Here is a 14,723-nt window from a genome sequence, read left to right on the forward strand (position 1 = left end):
CGGGCCGCATCGTGAAAACCGCGACTCAACAGGACGCTGCCATCGACGCGAAGCCCGTCGGCCCGGAACAGGTGCGACGCTCGGAGCCGTTCGGCAACGTGAGCACCTATGGCCGACTGATCGCGCCGGCCGTGGCGCGACCGGTAGCGGTCTTCGAGGTGGTCACCGGCATGGCGCTCGCCGTGGCGATTGCCTGGCTGCTGCGACCCGGCGATCCGCTGCTCATCGGGCTGGGCTTTCCATGGATGTGGCTCGTCGCCCTGGTCATGGCGCTGCGCTACGGCGCGCTGCTCGGCGTGGTGGCGGGGCTCGTGCTTGCCGCCGTCTGGTACGGCTTGTATGGCTTGCATGGCGAGCCGTTCCCGGCGATGTTCTTCGTCGGCGGCTTCACGATGATCGTCGTCGGCGGGCACTTCTGCGACATCTGGGGCAACCGCGCGACGCGGGCTCGAGGCATCAACACGTATCTGAACGATCGCCTCGTCGCCATTACGAACAATCACTACCTGCTGCGTGTCTCGCACGAACGGCTCGAGCGCGATTTGCTCACCAAGCCGAGCACCCTGCGCGACGCCATCATGCGATTGCGGGAACTGACGACGTCCAACGAGGCGGGCGCCGCGGCACAAACGTTGCCCAACGCACAGCCGATGCTCGAATTTGCCGCGCTGACGTGCCAGATCGAAGTGGCGTCGGTCTTCCCGGTGCACCTCGGGCGGCTGGTGCCCACGGCGGTGGCGTGCGTGGGCGAGGCGTTCACGCCGGTCGAGAGCGATCCGCTCGTGCAGACTTGCCTGCGCGAAGGCACGCTCTCGCATGTGCGCGACGACGTGACGGTAGGCGAGGGCAGTGCGTATATTGTGTGCGCACCGCTCACCGACACGGACGGCAACATCAACGGCATGCTGATCGTGCGCCGCATGTCGTTCCTCGCGCTCAATCACGACAACCTGCAATTGCTGCTGGTGCTGCTGGCCTATTACGCCGACGGCGTGGCACAGCAGGGCGTGGTGGCCAGCGTGCGCGACGAGGTGCCAAGCGTGCCCTACGACTTCGCGCTGGAGTTGGGTCGCCTTGCTCGCATGAAGCGCCAGAGCGGCATCCAGTCCTCGCTCGTGGCGCTCGTTTTCCCGCGGGGCGCGAGCGGCGATTCGCTGTTCGAGCAGACCGTGCGTTCGCGCCGGGCACTCGACGCCTTGTGGATTCAATCAGGCCCTCGTCAGCAAATCGCCATCGCCCTGATGCCGATTACCGATGAAAATGGCATCGACGGGTACCTCATCCGCATTGAGAGCGCGCTGCGTCAGCAATACGGGCTGGATTTCCAGACCGGTCACGTGGCAGTGCACTCGGCGAGCGTGGACGAGCGCGCCCCGGGCGAGGGGCTGAGCAAATTGCTGGAGCGCTGCCGCGATCATGCTTAAAAAACTGCTGGCGATCGCGCTCGGTATCCTGGCCCTGCTCGCGCAGGCCCAGGCGGTGCACACGCTTTTCGAACCGGCCTGGCGGATCGACCCGCTCGTGGTTTTCTTTGGATGGCAACTGCTCACGGCAGTGCTCACCGCGACCTTCGTTCGTTCGGTACTGCCGGAGCATTACCACGGGCGTACCGGGGCGTTCTGGCACAGCCTGGCGATCAGCTTGTTCATGCCGGTGGGCGGTTTGCTGCTGTTCCTCGGCGTGATGGCGATCAGCGTGTTGTTCCCCGCGCCGAAAGAGCTCGCCCGCTCCGGGGCGGTTGATCGCCCCGAGTTCGTGACGTATCTGGTCTCGCGCGTCACGCACGGCGCCGGTGCGCGCCTGCGTGCGCGCTTGCGCAACACGCAAGGCACCAGCGAAGACCGCGTGGCCGCACTGGTGTCGGTGCAGGCGCTGCCGTCGCGGGCCACCGGCGAGATCATGCGGGACCTGCTGGCCGATCCGGTGGAAGAGATTCGGTTGCTCGCCTACGGGATTATCGACGGCGTGGAAAAGCAGATCATGCAGCGTATTTTCGACGCGCGCACTCAGCGCGATCGTGCAGAGAATGATGATGATCGTGCCGACGCGAGCCATCGGCTCGCCGAGTTGTACTGGGAGCTGATTTATCAGAACCTCGTGCGCGGCGAGGTGTACCGATTCACGATGGAGCGCGTGGAGCGATTTGCCCGCGAGGCGCTCGCCCATCGCGAGAGCGATGCGGTCATGTGGTACCTGCTGGGCCGTTGCGCGCTGATGCGTCACGATCCGGAGCAAGCGGAACAGTGTCTGCTGCGTGCCGAGTACCATCAATTTCCGGCGGACCGACTCGTGCCCTGGCTTGCCGAAGTCGCGTTCCTCAAACATCAATACGCACGGGTCGGGCAGATGCTCGCCGGCCTCGGGAATGGCACGGCCACCCCGATGCTGCAGCCCGTCATGCGTTTCTGGACCCGCTAATGCGTACCAACGAACGTCGCGCTGACTCGGCCGATATCGCTTTGCTGCTCGAAGGCACCTTCCCGTATGTGCGGGGCGGCGTGTCGTCGTGGGTGGATCAAATGATCCGCGCATTCCCGGATCTGACGTTTGCCGTCGTGTTCATCGGCAGCCGTCGCGAAGACTACGGCGACATGGTCTATCCGCTGTACGACAACATCGTGCATTTCGAGGCGCATTATCTGTACGAATTCGAGGCGCCCGCGCCGATGCGTGCCGCCGAAGGCGACGCGCAGGCGTTCGAGAAGATGGAGAAGATGCATGACATGCTGCGCCGGCGCGACGACCTGCAAGGCATCGGCAAGCTGATTCACGACGTGATTCCGATGCTCGCCGAAGACGGCGAGATCAGCGAGGCCAATTTTCTGCACAGCCGGCGCTCGTGGGACATGATCACCGATCGCTACAAGAAGTACTGCCTGGATCCGTCGTTCACGGACTATTTCTGGACGATCCGGATCATGCACAAGCCGCTGTGGCAACTCGCGCGCATTTGCGACCAGTTGATCCCGGCCAAGGTGTACCACACCGTTTCCACGGGGTACGCGGGCTTCCTGGGCGCGTTGCTGCGCTTCAAGCACCAGCGTCCGCTGCTGGTCTCGGAGCATGGCATTTACACCAAGGAGCGCAAGATCGATCTGCTGCAGAGCCAGTGGATTCGCGACAACCGGGGGCTGTTCGAGCGCGACATCTCGCAGGTCGGTTATTTCCAGAACCTGTGGGTGCGCTTCTTCGAAGCGATGGGACGCGTGTGCTACGAGGCGGCCGACGAGATCACCGCGCTCTTCGAGGGCAATCGTCTGCGCCAGATCGCCGACGGCGCGCCCGAGTACAAGACCCGCAACACGCCCAATGGCATCTCGGTGGCGCAGTTCGCGCCGTTGCGCGAGCAGCGTCCGGCCGACATCCCGCCGGTGGTGGCGCTGATCGGCCGGGTGGTGCCCATCAAGGACATCAAGACGTTCATTCGGGCGATCTTCATCGCCAGTCGCCACATGCCGGGACTGCAGGGGTGGGTGGTCGGCCCCGAGGAAGAAGATCCGGCCTACGCGCAGGAGTGCCGTGACATTGCGGCGAGCCTGGGGTTGGAAGACAGCCTTCGGTTCATGGGCTTTCAGAAGGTGTCCGACATCCTGCCGCAGGTCGGCGTCATGGCGCTGTCGTCGATTTCCGAAGCGTTGCCGCTGGTGGTGCTGGAGGCCTACGCGGCCGGAGTGCCCGTGGTGACGACCGACGTCGGTTCGTGCCGCCAACTGGTCGAAGGCCTGGGCGATGAGGATCGCGCCCTCGGGCCTGCCGGCAAGGTCGTGCAGATCGCCAACCCGGAGCAATTCGCCCAGGCGCTGCTCGACGTGCTCGAGCCCACCACCTGGCATGCGGCCCAGCGCGCGGCGATCGCGCGCGTCGAACGCTATTACACGATCACCCAGATGCAGGACGCCTATCGCAGTTTGTACGAGACACTGCTGGCGCGTCCCGCCGCCGGGGTGGTTGCGGGAGACCACTGATGGCCGGTATTGGCTTTGAACTTCGCAAGATTCTCCGGCGCGACACGCTGACCAGCACGCTGGCGGCCTATGGCTACGCCGGGGTCATCAGCGCGGGCCCGCTGATTCTCTCGATTCTCGGTATTCTGCTCATCGGCCTGATGAGCCTCGCCGTCGTGCAACCGCCGGGCCTCATCGTGCAGTTCCAGGTGTCGGTGACGTATCTGATCGCGTTCAGCCTCATCGTCACGGGCATACTTCAACTCTCGTTCACACGCTTTCTGAGCGACCGGCTGTTCGAGCGGCGTCCCGATCTGGTGCTGCCGAACTACAACGCGGTTGCGTTGGTAACGACGGTCGGCACGGGCATCATCGGTCTCATCCTCGCGCTGACCGTGTTCCGCGGCCAGTCGACGGGCTATCGGCTGTTGATGCTCACGGGCTTCGTGATCGTGAGCAACATCTGGATCGGCGTGTTGTTTCTCACGAGCGTGAAGCAATACCGTGCCGTGCTGGCGATCTTCTTCGTCGGCTACACCGTGACGGTGGTGAGTGCGGTGCTGCTCAACCGCTACGGGCTCGAAGGGCTGCTCGGCGGTTTCGTCATCGGTCACCTGATCCTGCTGCTCGGCATGGTCTGCCTGATTCACCGCAATTACCGCACGGACGAATATCTGCTTTGGCAGGTCTTTGCGCGTCGCTTCTCGTATCCGTCGTTGATGTTCGTGGGGTTGCTGTTCAATCTGGGCATCTGGCTCGACAAGCTGATGTTCTGGTTCTATCCGGTAACCGGGCAGGACGTGATCGGCCCGCTGCGCGCGTCGGTGATCTACGATCTGCCGGTATTTCTCTCGTACCTGTGCGTGATTCCGGGCATGGCGGTGTTTCTGCTGCGTATCGAGACGGATTTCGTCGAGTACTACGATCAGTTCTTCAACGCGGTGCGTACCGGCGGAACGCTCAAGTACATCGAAGAATCGCGCGACATGATGGTGCGCTCGGTCCGTACCGGTCTGTACGAAATCCTGAAGATCCAGGCGGTCGTTACGCTGCTGATCTTCGCGTTCGGCGACAAGCTGTTGCGGCTGATCGGCATTTCGGTGCTGTATCTGCCGCTGCTGCACATCGACGTCATTTCCGCGAGCCTGCAAGTGCTTTTCCTCGGGATTCTGAACATCTTCTTTTATCTGGACCGGCGTGGCACGGTGCTGGCGCTCACCGCCGCGATGGTCGTCGCCAACGGCCTGTTTACGTGGGCCACGCTGATGCTCGGACCGAATGCGTACGGCTACGGTTTCGCGCTGGCGCTGCTGGTCGTCGTGATGGTGGCGATGCAGTTGCTCGATCGCCGGCTCGACGCGCTCGAATATGAAACCTACATGCTGCAACAGCAGCGCTGACACTGATACTGCCGCTGCCGATCGCCATGTCTGACAACACGACGCAACCGCGCGCCACTTGGTGGCGCCGCCCACTGGCTCGATTCATGGGCGGGGTGGTGGGGGTCTTTGCCGGCTTCTTCCTCAACACCGCATCGGCGCAGCCGCCTGTCTTCGGACGCATTGCGTTTTTCTATGGCGCGACGCTCGACCCGAAGGCGCTCGCCGGCTACGATCAGGTGGTGATCGAGCCCGACAACGGCTTCGTGCCGAAGGCCGTCGACCCGGCCACCGAGCCCAAGGGCCGGCGCTGGATCGCTTACGTCAGCGTGGGCGAAGTCTTGTCCACGCGCGACTACTACGCCGCGATCCCGAAAGCCTGGCGCATTGGGCGCAATGGCGACTGGAAATCGGAAGTGATCGATCAGGCCGCCCCGGGCTGGCCGCAGTTCTTCGTGGAGAAGGTCATCGCGCCGTTATGGGCCAAGGGCTATCGCGGCTTTTTCCTCGACACGCTCGATTCGTATGAACTGGTTGCCAAGACCGATGCCGAGCGTGCGCGTCAGCAAGCCGGACTGGTCGCGGTCATCAAGCGAATTCGGCGCCGTTTCCCACGCGCCGAACTGATTCTGAATCGCGGTTTCGCGCTGATGCCCGAGGTACACGGCGACGTGGCGGCCGTGGCGTTCGAATCGCTCTATCGCGGTTGGGACGAAGGGAATCAGCGCTATGTGGCGGTGCCGGAAGACGATCGCGCGTGGCTGCTTGCGCGGGCGCGCGAAGTGCGCGAGCGCTACGACCTGCCGGTGATCTCGATCGATTACTGCGCCCCCGCGGATACCGAGTGCGCCAGGCAAGCCGTCGCGCAGATTCGTGCGCAGGGCCTCATTCCTTACGTGGGCGACGGTCACCTCATGCAAGTCAATCCCGCCGCGGCGCAGGACTGACGCAGCGCACCGGGCGAGACAACGAAGAAGGCGGAAGACAATCCCGGCGAGCCGTCATCACAACGCCGGACATCAGACAGGTCAACACGCAGACGAACGCAACCGGCCATTCGGGCGGCGGCGGCGTGCTGCGCTCATCCAATTGATTGTTGAGGGGAAGTCATGTGTGGAATCGTGGGCGGCGTGGCACGCCGTGACGTGGTACCGGTGCTGGTCGAAGGACTGCGCCGTCTCGAATATCGTGGCTATGATTCGTGCGGCGTGGCCGTACTCGACGCAGCACATCAGCTCACACGCGTGCGCAGCGTGTCGCGCGTGGCGCAACTCCAGGCCCAACTGGCCGACGCGGCCATGGGCGCGGGAGTGGGCATCGCGCACACGCGGTGGGCGACGCACGGCGCGCCGGCGACCGAGAACGCGCATCCGATCTTCTCGCGCGAACGGATCGGGCTGGTGCACAACGGCATCATCGAGAACCATGAGGCGCTGCGCGACGCGCTGCGGGCCAAGGGCTACGAGTTCACGAGCCAGACCGACACCGAGGTCATCGCCCATCTGGTCGATGCGCATTTCGCGGCGAACGACGGCGGCACGCTCGTGCATGCCGTGCGCTCGGCCATTGCGCAATTGCGGGGCGCATATGCCATCGCCGTCATCAGCAAGGACGAACCGGAGCGCATGGTGTGCGCGCGTCAAGGTTCGCCGCTCGTGATCGGATTTGCGGCGGATGGGCATTTCCTCGCTTCCGACGCCATGGCGTTCGCCGGTCACTGCGACCGGTTCATGTATCTCGAAGAAGGCGACGTGGCGTTGCTCACGCCAGCGCGCGTGTCGGTGCTCGACGCTCAGGGCGTAGAGGTCGAGCGTTCGGTACGCGCGATGGCGGCGTACCAGTCCGAAGTCTCGCTGGGGCCGTATCAGCATTACATGCAGAAGGAGATCTTCGAGCAGCCGCGGGCGATTGCGGACACGATTGCCGATATCACCGAGTTTTCTCCGGCCTTGTTCGGCGAAGGCGCCGCCGACGTCTTGCCGCAGGTGAACGGTGTGCTGATTCTCGCTTGCGGCACCAGCTACTACGCGGGGCTCACCGCCAAATACTGGCTTGAAGCGCTCGCCGGCATTCCCACGCAGGTCGAGATCGCGAGCGAGTACCGCTATCGCGAGTCGGTGCCGAATCCGCAAGCGCTCGTCGTGACCATCTCGCAGTCGGGAGAGACCGCCGACACGCTTGCCGCGCTCAAGCACGCCCAGGGCCTGGGACATGAGCGCACGCTGGCGATCTGCAACGTGGCGACCAGCGCGCTCGTGCGGCAGACGGCGATGTCGTTCATCACGCGCGCGGGCACGGAAATCGGCGTGGCGTCGACCAAGGCGTTCACCACGCAACTCGTGTCGCTGTTCATGCTGGCCGTCACGCTCGGTGTCGAGCGCAAGCGCATCGATGCGACCGAGGCGGCGCGCCACCTCGCGCAGTTACGTCATTTGCCGGCGGCGCTCACGAGTGTGCTCGCGCTCGAGCCGCAGCTCATCGCCTGGGCGGCGCAATTTGCCGACGTGCCGAGCGCGCTGTTCCTCGGGCGAGGGCTGCACTATCCGATCGCCCTCGAAGGGGCGCTCAAGCTCAAGGAGATTTCGTACATCCACGCCGAGGCGTATCCTGCTGGGGAACTCAAGCACGGCCCGCTCGCGCTGGTCAGCGAGCAGATGCCGGTGGTGACCGTCGCCCCGAACGACGTGCTGGTGGAGAAGCTCAAGTCGAACATGCAGGAAGTGCGCGCGCGTGGCGGCGAACTCTACGTGCTGGCCGACGGCGATATGCGCATTGCCAGCGCCGAGGGAATTCGTGTCATCCGCATGCCCGAGCATTACGGTGAGCTGTCGCCGGTGCTCCACGTGGTGCCTCTGCAATTGCTGGCTTATCATACGGCGTGTGCCCGGGGCGCCGACGTCGACAAGCCCCGCAATCTGGCGAAATCGGTGACCGTCGAATAGCCAACGGATGAGATGCCTCAAGGGCAAAGCATGAATACACTCGGAACCATTCTCGTGACCGGCGGTGCCGGTTACATCGGCTCGCATACCTGTGTCGAGCTGCTCGCGCACGGCTATGACGTGGTCATTCTCGACAATCTGGTCAACAGCCATCGAGAGGCGGTGCGGCGCATCGGTGAAATTGCCGGGCGCGCCCCGGTCTTTATCGAGGGCGACGCGTGCTCGAAGCCCGTGCTCGACGACCTGTTCACGCGCTTTGGCATTACCGGCGCAATTCACTTCGCCGCGCTCAAGGCGGTGGGGGAGTCGGTCGAAATGCCGCTCGCCTACTATCGCAACAACATCGACAGCCTGCTCACGCTGGTCGAGACCATGCAGTCGCATGGCGTCAAGGATCTCGTGTTCAGCTCGTCGGCGACCGTGTACGGCAATCCGGCAACGGTACCCATCGACGAGTCGTTCCCGCTGTCGGCGACGAATCCCTACGGTCAGACCAAGCTCATGGCCGAGACGATCCTGAACGACGTGGCCAAGGCGGACCCGAGCTGGCGTATCGCGCTGTTGCGTTACTTCAATCCGGTCGGCGCACACGAGAGCGGGCGCATCGGCGAGGATCCCTCAGGTGTGCCGAACAACCTGATGCCGTTCGTGGCGCAAGTGGCGGTCGGCAAGCTCCAGCGCCTGCGGGTGTTCGGCGGCGACTGGCCGACGCCGGACGGCACGGGCATGCGCGACTACATTCACGTGGTCGATCTCGCGCGCGGGCACCTCGCCGCACTTGATGCGCTCAAGCAACGCGATGGCGGCTTCACGGTCAACCTGGGCACCGGACACGGTTACACCGTGCTGCAGGTTGTGAAGGCGTTCGAAGCCGCGAGCGGCCGGCCGGTGCCGTACGAGATCGTCGAGCGGCGCGCCGGGGACATCGGTAGCTGCTATGCGGCGACCGCCATGGCGCGCGATCTCATCGGCTGGGAAGCCGAATACGGTATCGATCGTATGTGCGCCGATCACTGGCGCTGGCAGATGCAGAACCCGAACGGCTACCGCTGAGCCTGGTGTTTTGTTTTGGTCGGTCGGCGTGTCGAGCACGAGGACGGATTCGCGGGTTCGACGCGCCGGTACGCTTCACGCAACGCTGCGGGCACGGCGAGCAACGTCTCGCCGCCGCGCGATGGCTTACGGCAGATTCTCGCGAAAGATCACCTGGCTGCGATTCGCCTCGATGCCGGCGGACAGATCGCGTTTCTCGCGCAGATTCGCGAAGATGCGCACGCAGTTCATGATGGCGCTTTGCGGGCTTTGCGTGATGACGGCATCCATCGATCCGTCGATCAGCAGTGCGCGGGTATCCGGCGTCAGACCGTGCCCGATGAAGACAACCTTGTGTTGCATTCCCGCTTCCTTGAGCGCCTGCCCAACGCCTTCCGAACCGCCGCCGATGTTGTAGATTGCCGCGAGATCCGGATGCTGTTCGAGCAGTGCCCGCGTCTGCCGGTAGTTGACCGCTTCGTCGTCGTAGCCTTCGCGAAGCCCGACGACCTGCATCTGCGGGTATTGCTCTGAGAAGAGCTGCAGAAACCCCGCCTCGCGTTCAACGTGCGCCTTGTAGCTGAGCGAGCCCGCGATGAGCACCACCTTCGCGTGCCGCTTCGCGCCGACGAAGCGCGCGATCAGATACGCCGCCGTTCGCCCGGCCGAGCCATTGTCCAACCCCACATAGGCGATGCGCCGCGAGTGCGACAGGTCGGACACCAACGTCACGGCCGCCACGCCCTCGTCGGCCAGCGTGTCCACTGCCTCGCGCACCTTGGGATGCTCCAGCGGCATGAAGGCCACCCCGTTGCACCCGCGTCCGCGCCGCAGCAATGCGGCTGACAGGGCGTCCGGATCGAACCCCTGGATGAACTGGACGCGACAGTTCACGTGATACGGCGCCCATTGGTTTTGCGAGCACTGCACCCATTCGCCCAGCATGCGAAGGAACTTGCTGCTGCGACCGGGCAGAACGAACAGCACCTGCGTGGGAGGTACCGCCCGAACGGCTTCCAGTGCCGGCTCGGGCAGGTATTGCAGTTCACCGGCCGCATGCAGCACACGCTGCACGGTCGTCTGCCGCACGCCCTCGCGGCGATGCAGCACGCGATCGACCGTTGCCGTGGAAACGCCCGCCAGACGTGCGATGTCGGCCAGATTGGGCATGTTTCGTCTCATTCGCTTCCCCCCTCAATGTGATGTGCGGCGGCGGCCTCGCTTCACGTGCCGTCGCGTCGACGATCACAGCATACTTCATCAAAACACATCAAATCGCATCACGATTCCGAGTTGGTCGATTATGGCGTTGCGACCTATCGTACGTCTTCAAGACATCCACGAACGTACCGCCAGGCCGGTACGCGAATGCACAGGAGACATTGTGATGGCAGCAGTCGGTGAGTCGGCGCCGCGTCGGTTGGCGGGACGCGTGGCGTTGGTGTTCGGCGCGGGATCGGTCGGCGACGGGTGGGGCAATGGCAAGGCGGCCGCCGTGGCCTATGCTCGCAGCGGCGCCAAGGTGGTGGCCGTGGACCGCGCGCAGGGCGCGGCCGACGTCACATGCCGTGTGATCGCCGACGAAGGCAACGACGCCGTTGCGCTGGCCGCCGATGTTACGCGCTGGGACGACGTGCAGCGTGCCGTGGCGGCCGCCATCGAGACCTACGGCCGCGTCGACATCCTGCACAACAACGTTGGCATTACCTCCCAGGGCGGGCCCGTGGAAACCACCGAGGACGTCTGGGATCGCGTGATGACGGTCAACGTCAAGAGCATGTTCCTCACGTGCAAGGCCGTGCTGCCGCTCATGGAAGCCCAGGGCAGCGGCGCGATCGTGAACATCGGCGCGCTCGGCGGCGTGCGCTGGACCGGCTATGCGTATTGCGCCTACGCCGCATCGAAGGGCGCGGTGAATTCGCTCACGCAGAGCGTGGCGTTGCAGTACGCGGCCAAGGGCATCCGGGCGAACTGTATTCTGCCGGGCGTGATGGACACGCCGCACATCTATCAACAAATTTCCGGCTTTTACCCGAGCGCGCAGGCGATGGTGGAGGCGCGCAACCGTCTGTCCCCGACCGGTCGCATGGGGGATGGTTGGGATGTGGCGAATGCGGCCGTATTTCTGGCGTCGGACGAGGCGCGCTACATCAACGGCGTGGAATTGCTCGTCGACGGCGGCATGCACGTTCGCTGCAACTGACGCCACGCCGCCGGGCGGATCAATCGGCGAGCGGGGTGTCGGGATTTCGCGCCGTCGCGCTGACCGCCGCGCCGACGCTTGTGTAAAAACCATAAATCAGGAGACATGCGGATGACCGATTCAACTTCTCAGGGCCGACGCAACATTTTGCGTGCGCTTTCCGCCTTGCCCGCACTGGGTGTCGCGGGCGTTGCCGGTGTGACGGGCGCGCTGCCGCGCATGGCGCGTGCCGCGGCGCCGGCATACGTGTTCAAGTACGGCAACAATCTGCCGGTCAGCCATCCGCTGAACGTGCGGGCGCAGGAGGTCGCGGCGCGCATCGCTTCGGAGAGCAAGGGGCGCATGGAACTGCGCATCTTCCCGAACAATCAGCTCGGTGGCGACACCGACATGCTCGCGCAAGTGCGCAACGGCGGTATCGACATTTTCAACGCCGGCACGATGGTGATTGCGACGCTCGCGCCGATCAGTGCCATTACGGCGGTCGGCTTTGCGTTCTCCAACTACGACCAGGTGTGGCACGCGGTCGACGGCAAGCTCGGCAACAGCATTCGCGAGACCTTCGCGAAGACGGGGCTCTACACCTTTGAGAAGATGTGGGACAACGGCTTCCGTCAGATCACGAGCGGCAACAAGCCCATCACGAAGGCGACCGATCTTGCCGGCATGAAGATTCGTGTGCCCGTCAGCCCGATGGGCATTTCGCTGTTCAAGTCGCTTCAGGCGTCGCCGACGAGCCTTCAGTTCAGCGAGGTCTATTCCGCACTGCAGACGCACGTTGTCGACGCGCAGGAGAACCCGCTCGCCATCGTGGAGACGGCGAAGCTCTACGAAGTGCAGAAGTTCTGCTCGGTCACGAACCATAGCTGGGACGGCTATCACCTCGTCGTGAATGGCCGTTCGTGGCGCGCGCTGCCGGACGACCTCAAGGTCATCGCCGCGCGGGCCTTCAACGAGGCGGCTATCCAGCAGCGCGAAGACGTCTACAAGCTCAACACGGGCCTGCAGAACGCGCTCTCGAGCAAGGGACTCGCGTTCAATGCCGCTGCGCCGGAGACGTTCCGCGCCCGGTTGCAGAAATCGGGCTACTACGCCGAGTGGAAGAAGAAATTCGGCCCGGAAGCCTGGGCGCTTCTCGAAGCGACGGCCGGCAAGGTGGCCTGAGATGACCCCCCGTCCTGCGCATTCCCCGCACGGCGTACCCGCCGGGGACTCGCTGCCGGCGAGCGGTGCCGCCGACCTGCCGTTGCATGGCTGGCGGGCGTTCGTCGGCAGCCTCGATCGCGCCATCGGTTGGCTCACGGAGATTCCCGCAGCACTGCTCGTGCTCGCGGACATCCTCGTGATGCTCGCTGGGGTCGTCGCCCGCTATGTGTTCCATGCCCCGCTGGTCTGGGGCGACGAGCTCGCCGGTATCCTGTTTCTCTGGATGTCGATGCTTGGCGCCGTGGTCGCGTTGCGGCGCGGCGAGCATATGCGCATGACAGCGTTCGTCGGCAAGGCATCGCCGTCGACGCGGGCATTCCTCGACGTGCTGGCGATCGCCGCCGCGCTCGCGTTCCTGCTGCTCATTGTGCATCCGGCGTACGAGTACGCGTCGGAAGAGGCGTTCGTGATCACGCCCGCGATGGAGATCAGCAACGTCTGGCGCGCGGCGGCGTTGCCGGTCGGCGTGGCCTTGATGCTCGTGGTGAGCGTATTGCGACTGCTGCGCACCGCGCCCGCCGCGCGGGTGATCCAGGCCGTAGCGCTGGTGGGCGTGGTGTGCGTCGGCTTCTGGCTGCTCGGACCGGTGCTGGCGCCGCTCGGGCGCTGGAATCTGGTCATCTTCTTCGCCGGTGTCGTCGGGGCATGCGTGTTCGCGGGCGTGCCGATCGCGTTCTCGTTCGCCCTGGCGACGTTCGGCTTTCTCGCGCTGACGACGCACACGCCGATGGTCGTGCTCGTCGGCCGGATGGACGAAGGCATGTCGCACCTGATCCTGCTGGCGGTGCCGCTGTTCGTTTTCCTCGGGTTGCTGATCGAGATGACGGGCATGGCGCGGGCGATGGTGCAGTTTCTCGCAAGCCTGCTCGGTCATGTGCGTGGCGGCCTGAGCTATGTGCTCATCGGCGGGATGTACCTGGTGTCGGGCATCTCCGGCTCCAAGGCGGCCGATATGGCGGCCATCGCGCCCGTGCTGTTCCCCGAGATGAAGAAGCGTGGGGCGGATCCCGGGGATCTCGTGGCGTTGCTCTCGACGACGGGCGCACAGACCGAGACCATTCCGCCCTCGATCGTGCTGATCACCATCGGGTCGGTGACCGGGGTGTCGATTTCGGCGCTGTTCACCGGGGGCTTGCTGCCGGGCGTGGTGCTCGGCATTGCGCTGTGCAGCGTGGTGTGGTGGCGTTATCGCCATGAGGATCTGTCCGGGGTGGAGAAGGCCAGGAAGGGCGACGTGTGGCGCGCCTTCGTGTACGCGTTGCCGGCGGTGGCGCTGCCGTTCGTGATTCGTGCGGCGGTCGTCGAGGGCATTGCGACGGCCACCGAGGTGTCGACCATCGGCATCGCTTATTCGGTCGTGGCGGGCTTGCTGCTCTATCGCAGGTTCGACACGCGGCGGCTGCTGCCTATGCTGATCGAGACGGCCGCCTTGTCGGGCGCGATCATCTTCATCATTGGTGCGGCGACCGGCATGGCGTGGGGACTCACGCAATCGGGCTTCGCGCAGGACTTCGCGGCCGCGATGGAACGCGTGCCCGGTGGAAGTGCGGGTTTCATCGTGGTGTCCATCGTCGCGTTCATCGTGATGGGCAGCGTGCTCGAGGGCATTCCGGCCATCGTGCTGTTCGGGCCGCTGATGTTCCCAATCGCCCGCGCGGTGGGCGTGCACGAGGTGCATTACGCGATGATCGTGGTGCTCTCGATGGGCCTGGGCCTGTTCGCACCGCCCTTCGGCGTGGGGTACTACGCCGCCTGTGCCATCGGCAAGGTCGATCCCGCGAAGGGCATGCGGGCGATCTGGGGCTATCTCGCGGCGCTCATCGTCGGTTTGATCTGCGTGGCTGCGATTCCCTGGATCTCGATCGGCTTCCTTCATTGACGAAGCCGCCGACACCGGCGACACCGACGACACCACGGCGCGGCAAGTGCCCCATGCGGTGGTATGCATCGCCACATTCAAGGATGGCGGCGGGCGCGATCGATTCGCCTCGCGTGGCGCCGCCCATCCGTACCTTAC

Annotated in this window: 11 protein-coding genes; 10 read left to right on the top strand and 1 reads right to left on the bottom strand. The window is 64.6% G+C overall.

The genetic code is table 11. From position 1 onward, the window contains the following. Positions 1–11 precede the first annotated feature (11 nt). The 7 genes from OYT13_RS06350 to galE all read left to right on the top strand — a co-directional run bounded on the left by OYT13_RS06350 (position 12) and on the right by galE (position 9,318). Positions 12–1,424 carry a PelD GGDEF domain-containing protein gene (locus OYT13_RS06350; RefSeq protein WP_150563818.1) on the top strand — a complete coding sequence of 471 codons (1,413 nt, stop codon included), beginning with the start codon at positions 12–14 and terminating at the stop codon, positions 1,422–1,424. Next, positions 1,417–2,418 (top strand): hypothetical protein, encoded by a 1,002-nt coding sequence (locus OYT13_RS06355; protein ID WP_150563817.1) that lies wholly within the window; start codon positions 1,417–1,419, stop codon positions 2,416–2,418. Before OYT13_RS06350 ends, OYT13_RS06355 begins: the two co-directional genes overlap by 8 nt. Further along, complete coding sequence (gene pelF / locus OYT13_RS06360) at positions 2,418–3,965, top strand: GT4 family glycosyltransferase PelF (protein WP_150563816.1); 1,548 nt, start codon at positions 2,418–2,420, stop codon at positions 3,963–3,965. The genes OYT13_RS06355 and pelF overlap by 1 nt, the downstream gene beginning before the upstream one ends. After that, positions 3,965–5,344 carry an exopolysaccharide Pel transporter PelG gene (pelG, locus tag OYT13_RS06365; protein ID WP_150608963.1) on the top strand — a complete coding sequence of 460 codons (1,380 nt, stop codon included), beginning with the start codon at positions 3,965–3,967 and terminating at the stop codon, positions 5,342–5,344. Before pelF ends, pelG begins: the two co-directional genes overlap by 1 nt. A gap of 26 nt (positions 5,345–5,370) precedes the next feature. Then, a complete protein-coding gene (locus tag OYT13_RS06370; protein WP_268567471.1) occupies positions 5,371–6,270 on the top strand; it encodes an endo alpha-1,4 polygalactosaminidase in 900 nt (299 codons plus the stop codon). A gap of 162 nt (positions 6,271–6,432) precedes the next feature. Further along, on the top strand, positions 6,433–8,265 hold the full coding sequence (gene glmS, locus OYT13_RS06375) for a glutamine--fructose-6-phosphate transaminase (isomerizing) (RefSeq protein ID WP_268567472.1): 1,833 nt from the start codon (positions 6,433–6,435) through the stop codon (positions 8,263–8,265). A 30-nt stretch (positions 8,266–8,295) separates the two neighbouring features. Continuing rightward, positions 8,296–9,318: a UDP-glucose 4-epimerase GalE gene (gene galE / locus OYT13_RS06380; RefSeq protein WP_261938956.1), complete on the top strand. Its 1,023-nt coding sequence runs from the start codon at positions 8,296–8,298 to the stop codon at positions 9,316–9,318. A 126-nt stretch (positions 9,319–9,444) separates the two neighbouring features. Here galE and OYT13_RS06385 read toward each other — a convergent pair whose 3' ends face one another. Next, positions 9,445–10,467, bottom strand: coding sequence for a LacI family DNA-binding transcriptional regulator (locus OYT13_RS06385; protein ID WP_268567473.1), 1,023 nt, complete (start codon positions 10,465–10,467; stop codon positions 9,445–9,447). A 217-nt stretch (positions 10,468–10,684) separates the two neighbouring features. Here OYT13_RS06385 and OYT13_RS06390 point away from each other — a divergent pair, with 217 nt between their 5' ends. The 3 genes from OYT13_RS06390 to OYT13_RS06400 all read left to right on the top strand — a co-directional run bounded on the left by OYT13_RS06390 (position 10,685) and on the right by OYT13_RS06400 (position 14,585). Next, positions 10,685–11,500, top strand: a complete 816-nt coding sequence (locus OYT13_RS06390) for an SDR family NAD(P)-dependent oxidoreductase (protein ID WP_261938955.1) — start codon at positions 10,685–10,687, stop codon at positions 11,498–11,500. 111 nt (positions 11,501–11,611) lie between these two features. After that, complete coding sequence (locus OYT13_RS06395) at positions 11,612–12,664, top strand: TRAP transporter substrate-binding protein (protein WP_268567474.1); 1,053 nt, start codon at positions 11,612–11,614, stop codon at positions 12,662–12,664. A 1-nt stretch (position 12,665) separates the two neighbouring features. Then, complete coding sequence (locus tag OYT13_RS06400) at positions 12,666–14,585, top strand: TRAP transporter large permease (RefSeq protein WP_268567475.1); 1,920 nt, start codon at positions 12,666–12,668, stop codon at positions 14,583–14,585. The last annotated feature ends 138 nt before the right edge of the window (positions 14,586–14,723 follow it).

Source organism: Pandoraea sp. XJJ-1, assembly GCF_026802345.1.
GTDB lineage: Bacteria > Pseudomonadota > Gammaproteobacteria > Burkholderiales > Burkholderiaceae > Pandoraea > Pandoraea cepalis.